The sequence below is a fragment of the Corynebacterium sp. NML130628 genome, assembly GCF_001875665.1.
GTDB lineage: Bacteria > Actinomycetota > Actinomycetes > Mycobacteriales > Mycobacteriaceae > Corynebacterium.
Genome location: NZ_MLAL01000016.1, coordinates 26,236 through 38,826, shown reverse-complemented (window position 1 = coordinate 38,826; position 12,591 = coordinate 26,236). Strand labels below are relative to the sequence as shown.

The window sequence follows — 12,591 nt, the reverse complement described above, 5'->3', positions numbered from 1 at the left end:
ACTGGAGCGCATGGCACAGCTCGCAGTTGGAGACATGCTGGACAACCGGTACATCATCGACCGCCCCATCGCTCGCGGTGGCATGGCGACGGTCTACCGCTGCGTCGATACGCGTTTGGGGCGAGAGGTTGCGGCCAAGGTGATGCACGAGTCCTATGTGCACGACAGCGTGTTTCGTGAACGGTTTCGACGTGAAGCCCGAGCAATGGCACAGCTTTCCCACCCCAACCTTGTCAACGTGTACGACTTCGCTGCCCAAGGCGAGCCCACAAATCAAGTGTTCTTAATCATGGAACTGATCACCGGCGGAACGCTGCGCGAGCTGCTCGCCGAGCGTGGCCCCATGCCACCGCACGCCGCTGCCGAGGTGATGCGTGCAATGCTCACAGGACTCGCAATCGCCCATCAAAAAGGCATGGTGCACCGCGATATCAAACCCGACAATATCCTGATCAACAGTGATCACAGCGTCAAGCTTGCAGACTTCGGCCTGGTGCGCGCGGCATCCGACATCGCGCACTCGACAGATCAGATCGTCGGCACGGTTGCGTATCTCTCCCCCGAGCAGGTCGACGGCTCCCCAATCACGCAGGCCTCCGACGTGTACTCGGCAGGCATCGTACTTTTTGAGCTGCTCACCGGACAGCAACCTTTCACCGGCGACACCCCCATTGCGCACGCGTTTGCTCGCCTGCACGACGTCGTTCCCGCTCCAAGCTCACGCATCGGGGGCGTACCCAAGCTTTTCGACGAGCTCGTCGCCACCGCAACCGCGACCGACCCACGCGACCGCTTCCATGACGCCTCCGAGTTCCTCGCTGCTCTCAACGACGTTGCGGACGCACTCGAGCTGCCGTCCTACGCCGTCCCTGTGCCCAGGCACTCCGCGGCGAATCGCGCAGCCGCCCACCCCACGCAGTTCCGTCTTCAGCCGAGTGCGCCGAACGCTGCCCCTCAGACCCGTGTCGATGCCCCCGCAGTCTCACCCGCGGTACCTCCTTCGCCAGCGCCGCGACCGCGTGCGCCCCGTCCCCCGGGTGCACCCCAACCGCAGGCGCCAGCACCGGCTCCGCCGACGCGGCCTCGCAAGCCGGTCAGCAACCGCTCCGGCCTCGGATTGACAGCGTTCCTGCTGTTCAGCGCCGTCTGTACCGGATTAGTTGCGGTCGGCGGGTGGTGGCTGGGCTCCGGTATGTACGGAGAAATCCCCCAGATCCTCCTGCCAATGCAGTAGCGGCCACGACCCGCTGATTCGCTGCGCTAGTAGCGCAGCATCTCGGCCACGAGGAAGGCCAGCTCGAGCGCCTGCTCAGTGTTCAGACGAGGGTCGCACGCAGACTCGTAGCGGCCTGGCAGGTCGAGATCCGTAATATCCTGCGCACCACCGAGGCACTCTGTGACGGCCTCACCAGTCAGCTCGATGTGGATGCCACCTGGGTGTGTGCCCAGCTGGCGGTGCACCTCGAAGAAGCCCTGGACCTCATCCAGAATCTTGTCGAAGTGCCTGGTCTTGTATCCATTCGATGCAGTGAACGTGTTGCCGTGCATCGGGTCGCTTTGCCAAATGACCTTGTGTCGCGACGTCTCGACAGCGTTGACAATGCCAGGCAGGACTTCGCGAATCTTGTCGTGACCCATGCGAATCACCATGGTCAGGCGACCTGGCTCGAAGTTCGGGTCAAGCTTGTCTGCGTAGGCCACGGCCTCTTCCGGAGTGGTCGTCGGCCCCAGCTTAATCCCGATCGGGTTATCGATCATCGCGGCGAAGTTCACATGGAAGTCCTCAAGACCGCGGGTACGCTCACCGATCCACAGCTGATGCGCCGAGAGGTCGTAGAGACGTGTCTTCCCATGTTCGTCTTCCGCGAGACGCAGCATGGCACGCTCGTAATCCACGAGCAGCGCCTCGTGTGATGCGTAGATTTCGGAGGTGCGCAGGTGCTCGTCACTCACGCCACAGGCGTCCATAAACGCGAGCGAGCGAGAGATTTCGCGACCGAGCGCCTCATAACGGGCACCCGCTGGAGAGTTCGTCACGAACTCTCGGTTCCAGGTGTTGATGTTGTGCAGATCTGCGGTACCCGAGGCCGTAAGCGCGCGGACCAGGTTCATGGCCGCGGACGCGTTCGCATACGCACGAACCATGCGAGCAGGGTCATGACGGCGCGCTTCGGTGGTCGGCTCCACGCCGTTGACGATGTCGCCGCGGTAGTTCGGCAAACCGTTACCATCAAGATCAGAGGAACGAGGCTTCGCGTACTGGCCCGCGATGCGGCCCAGCTTAATAACCGGCATCGACGCACCGTACGTCAGCACCGCCGCCATCTGCAGCAGCGTACGCACGTTAGCGCGAATGTGTGGCTCAGTGTTGGACTCAAACGTTTCTGCACAGTCACCCCCCTGAAGCAAGAACGCCTCACCATTGGCAACTTTCGCCATTTTCTTGTTCAGTTCTTCAACCTCAGGGGCAAGAACTACTGGCGGAACGGATTCGAGAATCTTCCGCACGTACTCGGCCTCATGACGGTCCCAGCCTGGCTGCTGCTTCGCATCGCGAGACAACGCGTCCTGGAACTGCGCGTTAAGGTCTCCCGGGAGCGGTGGCAAATCGGGGAGAACTTCTTTGGGGATATCAACTGTCCAACTCACACTTAATGTTTAGCACGAAGCCGCACCGAATTCCACACTTTGCAACCTCGATACCTGCGAAGACTCAAAATGTGAAACGCGCGTCTCACGATATAGACGCGCGACCAAGCCGGTCAAGGGGCAAATACTCCGCGCATACCCGGTACTTCTTCAAATTATGGCGCGCATCGACCAGCGCGTCGTGGTTGCCTCGCGGCACCTGTGGGAGCCGTGGCCGCCCCGCCATTTCCCAATACTGCTTCAACTCTCGAGTAAAACGGGGAAGTTTCTTTGGCAACCCGGCCATATCGCCCCACAGTTGTGCCAGCACCACATGGTCATACGCCCCAACCCAAGCCCACAACTCCGGGGCGGAGCGGGGCGTCGTCAAGAAATCATAGACCTCGCTGCGGATCTGCTCCCGCGACTTCCATGCTGGGTGACCTGCGCTCGGCAATTTGTCTAAAACGTTGTCGCGCACCCACTGATTCGCCCGCGCGGCATCGAACTCGTTGGAAACCGCGTAATACTCGCGGCCGTCCTCAGCAACGATGCCGATAGAGACGAGCTCGATGGTCGATCCGTCTTCGATAAATTCAGTGTCGTAAAAATAACGCACTAGTGAACCTCGCCCTCAGGGCCCTCAGGCTTGCGTGGCCAAAACATCACAGCTGCGGCAAACAGCACCAGCAGTGGAGAAATCACGTTCCTGGCTATCTCAAGTTCACTCGTGATGAGATACGCCCCGACCGCGCAACACACAAGCACGATGCGAATAACGAGGTCCCGGTCCATCAAAACGTCCTTACTTAATCCTCTTCGGGCTCGACGCCCTCAGGATAGCGCCCCGTCTCCTCGAGGTGCTTTTTGACGTCCGTAGCGTACACATCCACGTACGGGAATCCGGACAATGCAGACAGTTCATGCATCACAAAGTCAGTAAACGGGCGCGCCACCTCGCGCGAATGCGGGTCAAACCCATGCTCCGACGCCCAAGCGTGCGGGTCAATAGGCTCGCTAAGCTTGATGCGGACCTTCGCTGGGCGTGGAAGCACCAACCCAACCGGGTTTGCCTCACGGGTACCAATCATGGCCACCAAAATCACAGGCGCTCCCGTATCCATTGCGACGCGCGCCATACCGGTGCGTCCTTTGTAAATCCGCCCATCTGGCGAGCGGGTGCCCTCCGGGTAAATACCAAACACGTCTCCGCGATCTACGATCACCTCACGCGCAGCCTCCAGCAAGTTCGCGCCCGCCTTCGAATCGCCACGATGCACGGGGATCTGGCCGACAGCAGTGAAGAAAAACTTCTTGAACCTGCCCCTCAACCCAGGCTGCGTAAAGTACTCACTCTTCGCAGGAAACGTGATCTGCCGACGCAGCATCAGCGGCAGGTAGAACGAGTCCATCACCGCCTGGTGGTTCGAGACAAGAATGACGCCACCTTCGTCCGGCACATGTTCCGCCCCGTCAATCGTCGGGCGGTTCCACACAAGCAACGCTGGCCCCAGCACCGCCTTGAACGCCGAATACCACTTGTTATGCACGCTGTCTCCCTGCTAGCTCTTCACGGGCCAAGTCTGCGACACCGATCATACCTGCCTGCGGCCCCAGCTCTGCGCACAAAATCTCCGGGACGGGACGATAACCGGAGCCAACCATGTTACGCCGCAGCGAATCTTGCGCATCGTCGATGAACAGGTCAGCGTCCGCACTGACACCGCCACCAAGGACAATCAGACCTGGGTCGAGCACATCCGCCACAATCGACAGGCCTCGGCCCAGCCACTCAGCAAAACTAGCGAGCGCCTTCACACCGAGCTCGTCGCCCTCACGCGCAGCCGCCATCACATCGTGCCCAGTCGCCCGCTTATCGACGACTTTCCGGTACAACCCGCACTTCTTAAACTCCCCGTGAGCCGCAACCTCCAACGCGCAGTCCACCAGCGACGTTCCCGAAGCATAGCGTTCCAAACACCCCTGCTTGCCGCACGAGCACACACGCCCGTCCGGCACGACAGTCAAGTGCCCAAACTCCGGAGCGGTCCCAAACGACCCCCGGTAAATCTTGCCGTCGATCATCAACGTTGCACCAATACCTGTGCCGACCGCGAAAAATACCCAGATATCCGAGTCCTTCGCCGCCCCAAAGCGGTACTCTCCCCACGCGGCCGAGTTTGCGTCATGCTCGAGCCTGACCGGCAAACCTAGTGCCTCTTCAAGCTGCGCTCTTACCGGCTGATCGTTACGCCAAGGCAAGTGAGGCGCGAACCGAACGATCTCACAGTCCGGATCAAGGAAACCGGCAATCGCCAAACCCACTGCGCCGACCGTGTACTCCTGCTGCAGCTGCCTGACCATATCAACGATAACCTCAATGAGCTCGTCCCCAGTTTGCGGAGTACCAGTGGAAATCGATGACACGATACGCCCCGAGCCATCGACCACCGCTGCACGAGTATTCGTACCGCCGATATCAAAACCGACCGTCAGCTTGGATTCAGTAGACATACATGACCATGCTAGTCCCCTCGAGGCTGAGAAAATAATAATTTCTCACACCTCTCCCCCAACACCTCCCACGAAAACTTGCGTTGCACATGGTGGCGTCCCGCCTCCCCCATTGATTCCCGCAACTGAGGATCGCGCAGCAAACGCACCAACTCCGAAACAAGCAGTCCATCATTCGTATCGACGACCACTCCGCTCTCCGCCGTCACAGTTTCCGGTGCACCCCCCGAATCACCGGCGACCACGGGCACCGCACACGCCTGGGCCTCAAGGAAAACGATCCCGAGTCCCTCAACGTCTAATCCCCCGCCGCGAGTCCGGACAGGCATCGCGAACACGTCCGCAGCGGCAACAATCCGACACAAGTCTTCGTCGCTCACCCTTCCGGTAAACCTCACTCCCTCTACGTCCTTCGCCATCTCATGTAGGCGACGCTCATACGGGCCCTCCCCAACAATCAGCAGCTGGGTGCCAGGTACCTGCTCTCGCACTTGAGTCAGAACACGGATCAGGCGGTCTTGGCCTTTGCGCTTCACCAAACGCGACGCACACACAATCAACAAGGCGTCGGTGCCGATCTGGAACGCATCCCGCGTGTCCAGCTTTTCCTGCGGCGTCGCTGGCGCATAGCGGGACGTCGATACGCCAGAAGGCAGCGCAACGAACTGAGGCGTAGGCCCAAACGACTCCCTGAATCGGCCCAGCGTATATTCCGAGATGTAGGTGACCACATCCGCGCTATCACCAACCCTGCGCAACAGCCGACGCCCCACACCGATCATCGACCACCCGACCTCGTGGCCGTGCGTAGTCGCCACCACCCGCGAAGCCCCCGCGCGCTTCGCCGCCGCCCCCAGCAATCCCAACGGAGCCGCAGCACCGAACCACACGGTATCAACGTGTTGCTCCCTTATGATGCGCTGCATCGTCCTACGTACCGCCGGTGTAGGGAGCATCACTGAAAACGGCCAACGAATAATCGTGTATGGCTGCTCCGCATCCCACGCCAAGGTGGCTTCCTTGTCCTGCATCGACGCAAACACAATGATGCTTTCCGCGCCACGCCGACGAACGATCTCGTGCACATAATCCCGCAAATACGACTGAATCCCGCCGACAGTCGGCGGGAAGTCATTCGTCACCAGTAAAACAGTCATAAAACTAGTAACGCACTGCACCCTGAACTGGCATCGAATTCAACGGCACGACTTGCACCGGAATACCGTAATCGGAGGCGTGCACAACCATGCCGTCACCGATGTACATGCCCACATGCGTCACGCCGGGGTAGTACCCCACAATGTCACCCGGCTGCAGATCCCCAATGCTTACCGGGGTGCCACCTGCGAGCTGAGCCTGTGACGTACGCGGAATTGCCTTGCCGTTTTGACCGTACGCCCACACCATCAGACCAGAGCAGTCAAACGCTGACGGGCCCGTGGTACCCCACCCATACGGCTTGCCGACCTGTGCGAGGGCCGCGCCCACGACACCGTCGCCCACCGGAGGCAAAGAACCAGCATCCACGGGATGCAAACGTCCCTCCCACAGCGAACGCGCCTCTGGCGACAAACTATCGACGCGCGCCTCGATCTCCTCGATCTTGCTCTGAAGGGACTCGCGCTCCCGCTCCAGCTTCGAGCGTTTCGAGTCAAGATCATTACGCAGGTACTGCGCCTCCGCCAGCGCTACGTTGGCGCCACTCGCTTTTGTGGCTGCGTCTCGAGCAGCGACCTCGTGCTCATCTAGAATGGCGCGCTGTTTTCGAGACAACGAATCGAGATATACCGCTCGGTCGATCGCTGCCTGCGGGCTGCCCGAATCCAAGGTCGAAAGCACCAAATCCGCCTGCACATTGCGATACCTCGTCGCAGCGAGGCGGTTCACCTCGCCCTGTAGCTCATCGCGCGCCGATCTCGCGGCTTGGACTTGGGCACGCGCGTCTGCAGCATCGGACTGCAGACGTTCCAGCTCCTCAGACTTGGCAGCAATGTCGTCCTCGACGCCCTTGAGCTCCTCCACTTTGGCAGTGACCTCGTGCGAGAGCTCATCGACCTGTTTGATCAGATCCTCAACATCGTCAGCCATTGCTGACGGCACGACTGCGCCGCTGCTTACAAGAACAGACATCGATGCACACAGCGTCGCGCGCCTCCCCCAAGTGCGAGTGCCTGCTGCATGACGCGCATGTAAAGAGTGTTTAGCCACTTGAAGCCCCTTCGCTGGCAAGAAAAACTATCACCAATATAGCGAGAGGGGCTTTAAGTTACAATCTTGTAATTTTCGCGCCCAACCCCGCGACCACCACGCTAGTCGGACGCTGAATGCAATGCTTAGAAACGCACAGCGGAGTGCACCGGCATCATGTGAAGCGGACGCTCGGCAACCGGGGCGTTCGTGTTCAGTGCATCAATGATGGTGCCGTTGCCGGTGTAAATACCGACGTGGGATGCACCGCCGTAGTACGCAACAATGTCACCAGGCTGGAGCTGGTCGAGAGGCACCGGGGTGCCCGCAGTAGCCTGCGCCTGGGAGGTGCGTGGAATCGACTTGCCGGCCTGAGCGTAAACCCAGGAGGTGAAGCCAGAGCAATCGAAGACGTTCGGGCCCGCAGCGCCGTAGACGTACGCCGAACCGATTTTGGAGCGAGCAATATCAACCAGACGCTGGCCAGCAGAGACCATCGGGGCAGGTGCAACCGCAGGAGCAGCAACGTTCGCGGTGTACGCCTTCGCAACTGGCGCCTTGAACTGCGCCTCAACGTTTGCGAGCCACGCGCCAAACGAAGGAACGTTGTTCACACCAGGGACCGCACGGACCTGCGCGATAGCCGTCGCGACGTCCGCATTGGACTGCTGGCCAGCCAGGGATGGAATCCAAGCTTCGATGCCTGGGATTGCGGCAATACCAGGAACATTCTCAATACCCGGCACCTGAACAGCTACCGGCGAGTTCGGAACACGAACCTCGGCCGCCTCTGCAGAGATTGGCGAGAGCAGCGAGGCACCTGCGGCTGCTGCGGTCACTACTGCGACGTTACGAGCAGTGCTGTGTGCCTGTCGACGGTGCTTAGCCATAATTGTAAAACTCCATATCTTCTCTTTTGCCGACCGAGTTAGCTGACGGGTTGGGCTAGAGAACCAGCCTTGTGAGCTCCACGGAGATTTCCGCTCTTACCCACATTCACCCCAGAGGAACAGGTCCTGCTTGGGTCCCCGGCTACCCACCACATCGGGCACGGTGGGAATTAGGCGTTATATGTACTTGCTGTTTGCTTTCAACGGCTGTTGCTGCAATGTCTCGATTAGGTTACGAAACGGAAACATCTTTGTCCAGCGACGCGGCCGTTATCATTCCGTTATTTTCCTAAACCCACAACTTTCCGCCACTTTCCCGAGAAACTCACAACCACCCAAACTTGCGGCCTCCACACGATTTATCCCATCTACCTCGTCTTTCGTGCGACCATTGCCCGCAAGTCATGCAAATCAAATCTGTAAGAATGCATTAAAACATACTTATGTGACGTTTCCCACACCCGCTTTATAACGTCGTTATAACGGAATGAAATGCGTGGCCAATGCGCCGAAGATCAAGCTCCAAATACAACAGAACGGGGTTACACCAGCCACGCACGCAAAAGACCAATTCGGGACAGATGGGCTGCCATCCGGCATGTAAAAACGCCCTGGCTGGCCGCACTTCCGTACAGCTTGCCAGGGCGCCTTTAGCGACCGCTAATTAATCAGAACCTACTCAGAGGCGTTGCGATCATCGAGGTGCTTTGTTTCCTCGAGCTTGCGCAAGGTCTCAATCTCTTCGTGGTGGTTCTCGCGCTGCGCGTCGCGGACGCGCTCGGAAACACCGAGCTCTGCAGGCTTGAACTTACCGATGGTTTCGGAGTCAGCGAACCCAAGCTGGTTGAGACGCTTCGGCACCGGTGCACCCGCGTACTCCAGCGGCACAGGGTGACCGTGCTCGTCCACTGGGCCGAGCGGCTGGTGAATCTCAACGAATGCGCCGTTAGGCAGCTTCTTAATAACGCCGGTTTCGATACCGTGCTCCAGCACCTCACGGTCAGAGCGCTGCAGACCGACACAGATGCGGTACGTCAGCCAGTATGCGAACGGAGGCAGAATAATCAGACCGATGCGACCAAACCAAGTCATCGCGTTCAGCGAGATTTGGAAGAAGTGAGCAACGTGGTCGTTACCGCCGGAGATGGTCAGCAACAGGAAGAACACGAGCGCCATCACGCCAAGACCCGTGCGTACAGGAACGTCACGTGGACGCTGCAGCAGGTTGTGGTGCGCTGTATCGCCTGTCACCTTTGCTTCGATGAATGGGTAGCTGATCAGCAGGACAACCATGACACCACACATGAGGGCGACCCAGAAGGCGCCCGGGATGGTGTACGGGCCAAGGTAGAGCTCCCACGCCGGCATGACACGAGCTGCGCCGTCAGTCCACAGCATGTAGACGTCCGGCTGCGAACCAGCGGAAACCTGCGATGGGTTGTAAGGGCCAATGTTCCAAATACCGTTGATCGTGGTCAGGCCTGCCATCGCAGCGAGGACGCCGAAGACAACCATCATGAAACCGATTGCCTTGACAGCGAACACCGGCATGATGCGGATACCCACAACGTTGTTCTCCGTACGGCCTGGGCCTGGGAATTGGGTGTGCTTCTGGAACCAGACAAGCAGCAGGTGCGCTGCGATCAGCGCCAGGATGACGCCCGGCAGAATCAGCACGTGCAGGATGTAAAAGCGGTCCAGCATCAGGTCAGACGGGAAGTCACCGCCGAAGATTGCCCAGTGCATCCAGGTACCGATGATCGGGATGCCCACGATGATGGCGGACATAATGCGGAGACCAACGCCAGAGAGCAAGTCGTCAGGCAGGGAGTAACCCATGAAGCCTTCGGCCATGCCGATGAGGATCAGGGTGACACCGATAACCCAGTTAGCCTCACGCGGACGACGGAACGCTCCCGTGAAGAAGATGCGCATCATGTGGGCGAACATCGCCATCATGAACATCAGGGCTGCCCAGTGGTGCATCTGACGGACGAACAGTCCACCTCGAACCTCAAAGGAAATATTGAGGGCCGTGGCGTACGCGCGTGACATCTCAACACCATTGAGTGGCAGGTACCCGCCGTCGTAAATCACCTTCGTAATAGAAGGGTCGAAGAACAGGGCGAGGTAGATACCTGTCAGCAGCAGGATGATGAAACTGTACAGCGCCATCTCACCGAGCATGAAGGACCAGTGGCTCGGGAAGACTTTATTCAGCTGTGGCCGGAGGAAACCGGCTACCGAGTACCGCGAGTCAACATTGTCCGCGGCTTGTGCAAGTTTAGTACTCATTAGGATTTACGCTCCCAGAATGCCGGGCCGACGGGCTCGATAAAGTTTCCGTTGGCGATGAGGTAACCGTCTTCGTCGACAGTCACAGGAAGCTGCGGCAGAGCGCGAGCTGCCGGTCCGAAGATCGGCTTGCCGTACTGCAGAGCGTCGAACTGTGACTGGTGGCACGGACAAAGGATGCGGTTCGTCTGCGCTTCGTAAAGCGAAGTCGGGCAACCAATGTGCGTACAAATCTTGGAGTATGCGTAGTAATCCCCGTAGTGGAAATCTTCCTGACCTTCACGCTCAACAACACGCTTCGCGTCTTCAGAGCGAAGACGGATCAGCATGACCGCGTTGCGTGGGCCGTGCAACGAGTGCATGTGGTGCTCGTACACGTCGCGCTCCGGGTCGTAAACGTCACCATCGTTGACGTCCTCCGGGTAGAGCGGGAAGACAGTTTCCATGGAGGCAGCGGCCAGATCCTCTGGACGCATACGCACCAGGCGGGATACGCCAGCCGTCGAGTAGTGCGAGCCGGCAACGCCTTCGTGGAGTTCAGCAATCGCACCAGTATCGCGGCCGAGGTACACCTTGACACCCTTTTCCTGCATGGTCCAACCATGTGTCCACAGGGTGCCGTCACCCATGTAGTTCAGCTCGTGGCGCTTCTTCCATGGGTTTTTGATCATACCGCCGAGTGGCGCGACAACCATCAAGCCAGCAAGGACACCCGCGGTGCCCAACAGGCCCTTCATTGCCTTACGACGACCAAGAGTCGAGGTTTCCCAGGCATCGTTCAGCAGCGCAGTCGTCGTACGTCGATCCAGCTCGGACGAGCGACCATCGTGGCGACGCTGTACGGAAATCTCCTCTGGGATGAACTTCTTCACGTACTGCACGATGGCGATGCCCAAGGCGGTGAAACCAACGCCCGAGGTCAGGCCAAGCAGCGGGGTGTAGAGCGTGTATACCCACAGGCCCTCATCGCCGTGGAAACGAGGCTCCCACGGCCAGAAGAGGTAAACGCCGAGGAACGCGATGCCGCAGAGCACCGAGATAATCAACCAAATGTTGATACCGAGCTCAGACGACTTCTCTCGAGGGTCGCCGTCAACCGGGAAGCGCTCCTTGCGGTAAGCAACAGTAACGTCGTCAAGTTCTGTGCCCAGAGCTGCGAGCTCCGCATTGTTCATGCGGTCCAGCTCTTGGGATGTGTAATTCTTCTTTGCTTCACTCATGAGCGCGATCCAATCCAGATAGCTGCGGCGGCAACGAGCGTTACGCCGATCATCCACATAGCCATACCTTCAGAAACTGGTCCAAGGCCACCAAGGGCGTAACCACCTGGGCTTGGGGTTTCCTTCGAAGACTTAATGAAAGCAATAATGTCGCGCTTCTCGTCAGCACTCAGCTGACGGTCCGAGAACTTAGGCATGTTCTGAGGACCGGTCAGCATCGCCTGGTAGATCTCCTGCTCGTTTGCAGGGTCAAGCTCAGGCGCATACTTACCAGAGGAAAGTGCGCCACCGCGACCGGTGAAGTTATGGCAGGACGCACAGTTCAGGCGGAAGAGCTCGCCACCGCGTGCGACATCCGCGGCCTGAATCTGGCCGTCGTAGTTCTTGCCGCGAAGCTCTTCCTTCGCAAGCGAACCGTCTGGGTTGTACACCAGCTCGGGGCCGCCACCGTTTGCTGCGACATATGCAGCCAACGCGAGTGCTTGAGATTCGGTGTAGCGCGGGCGCTTACGCTCAGCCTGGGCGTCGTTCGACATCATCGGCATGCGTCCAGAATTGACCTGGAAGTACACGGCGCCTTCGCCAGTACCGATCAGGGACGGGCCGCGGCCTTCAACACCCTGGAGGTTCGCACCGTGGCAGGTGATACAGGCAACGTCGTAAATGTCCTTGCCTTCTTGAATCATTGCCTGGTCATCTTTTTGCGCAGTTGCGACCTGCGCGTTCGGGGCGAGCGCCGATGCGAGGAAACCCGCACCCGTAAGGCCGAGCGTGAGGGCAGCTGCACCTGCAAAGGTGCGCTGCGCCTTGCGCCGGCTGCGCTTTTTCTTAGGTGATTTTTCCATCTTGTTCCCTTT

General features: G+C 59.2%; 12 protein-coding genes and 1 riboswitch. Of the genes, 1 reads left to right on the top strand and 11 read right to left on the bottom strand.

Going from position 1 to position 12,591, the window contains the following annotated elements:
• The first annotated feature begins 10 nt into the window (after positions 1-10).
• Positions 11-1,234 (top strand): protein kinase, encoded by a 1,224-nt coding sequence (locus BJP07_RS03145; RefSeq protein ID WP_071566036.1) that lies wholly within the window; start codon positions 11-13, stop codon positions 1,232-1,234.
• A gap of 26 nt (positions 1,235-1,260) precedes the next feature.
• On the opposite strand, the gene BJP07_RS03140 is transcribed toward BJP07_RS03145, so the two are convergent.
• The 11 genes from BJP07_RS03140 to BJP07_RS03095 all read right to left on the bottom strand — a co-directional run bounded on the left by BJP07_RS03140 (position 1,261) and on the right by BJP07_RS03095 (position 12,579).
• Positions 1,261-2,649, bottom strand: a complete 1,389-nt coding sequence (locus tag BJP07_RS03140; RefSeq protein WP_071566035.1) for a class II 3-deoxy-7-phosphoheptulonate synthase — start codon at positions 2,647-2,649, stop codon at positions 1,261-1,263.
• 85 nt (positions 2,650-2,734) lie between these two features.
• Positions 2,735-3,247, bottom strand: a complete 513-nt coding sequence (locus tag BJP07_RS03135; protein ID WP_071566034.1) for a polyadenylate-specific 3'-exoribonuclease AS — start codon at positions 3,245-3,247, stop codon at positions 2,735-2,737.
• Positions 3,247-3,423, bottom strand: coding sequence for a hypothetical protein (locus BJP07_RS11190; protein ID WP_177222508.1), 177 nt, complete (start codon positions 3,421-3,423; stop codon positions 3,247-3,249). Before BJP07_RS11190 ends, BJP07_RS03135 begins: the two co-directional genes overlap by 1 nt.
• A 14-nt stretch (positions 3,424-3,437) precedes the next feature.
• Positions 3,438-4,178: a 1-acyl-sn-glycerol-3-phosphate acyltransferase gene (locus BJP07_RS03130; RefSeq protein WP_071566033.1), complete on the bottom strand. Its 741-nt coding sequence runs from the start codon at positions 4,176-4,178 to the stop codon at positions 3,438-3,440.
• Positions 4,171-5,142, bottom strand: coding sequence for an ROK family protein (locus tag BJP07_RS03125; RefSeq protein ID WP_071566032.1), 972 nt, complete (start codon positions 5,140-5,142; stop codon positions 4,171-4,173). The genes BJP07_RS03130 and BJP07_RS03125 overlap by 8 nt, the downstream gene beginning before the upstream one ends.
• Before the next feature lie 11 nt (positions 5,143-5,153).
• Positions 5,154-6,299 carry a glycosyltransferase family 4 protein gene (locus BJP07_RS03120; protein ID WP_071566031.1) on the bottom strand — a complete coding sequence of 382 codons (1,146 nt, stop codon included), beginning with the start codon at positions 6,297-6,299 and terminating at the stop codon, positions 5,154-5,156.
• 4 nt (positions 6,300-6,303) lie between these two features.
• The gene (locus BJP07_RS03115; protein ID WP_369822309.1) at positions 6,304-7,350 is read right to left on the bottom strand and encodes an NlpC/P60 family protein; all 1,047 of its coding nucleotides are present in this window, start codon (positions 7,348-7,350) and stop codon (positions 6,304-6,306) included.
• A 125-nt stretch (positions 7,351-7,475) separates the two neighbouring features.
• The gene (locus tag BJP07_RS03110) at positions 7,476-8,219 is read right to left on the bottom strand and encodes a C40 family peptidase (protein ID WP_071566029.1); all 744 of its coding nucleotides are present in this window, start codon (positions 8,217-8,219) and stop codon (positions 7,476-7,478) included.
• A gap of 14 nt (positions 8,220-8,233) precedes the next feature.
• A riboswitch (cyclic di-AMP (ydaO/yuaA leader) is annotated at positions 8,234-8,406 on the bottom strand.
• 488 nt (positions 8,407-8,894) lie between these two features.
• Positions 8,895-10,514, bottom strand: coding sequence for a cytochrome bc complex cytochrome b subunit (locus BJP07_RS03105; RefSeq protein WP_071566028.1), 1,620 nt, complete (start codon positions 10,512-10,514; stop codon positions 8,895-8,897).
• On the bottom strand, positions 10,514-11,734 hold the full coding sequence (locus BJP07_RS03100) for a ubiquinol-cytochrome c reductase iron-sulfur subunit (RefSeq protein ID WP_071566027.1): 1,221 nt from the start codon (positions 11,732-11,734) through the stop codon (positions 10,514-10,516). The genes BJP07_RS03105 and BJP07_RS03100 overlap by 1 nt, the downstream gene beginning before the upstream one ends.
• The gene (locus BJP07_RS03095) at positions 11,731-12,579 is read right to left on the bottom strand and encodes a cytochrome c (protein ID WP_071566026.1); all 849 of its coding nucleotides are present in this window, start codon (positions 12,577-12,579) and stop codon (positions 11,731-11,733) included. The genes BJP07_RS03100 and BJP07_RS03095 overlap by 4 nt, the downstream gene beginning before the upstream one ends.
• Positions 12,580-12,591 lie beyond the last annotated feature (12 nt).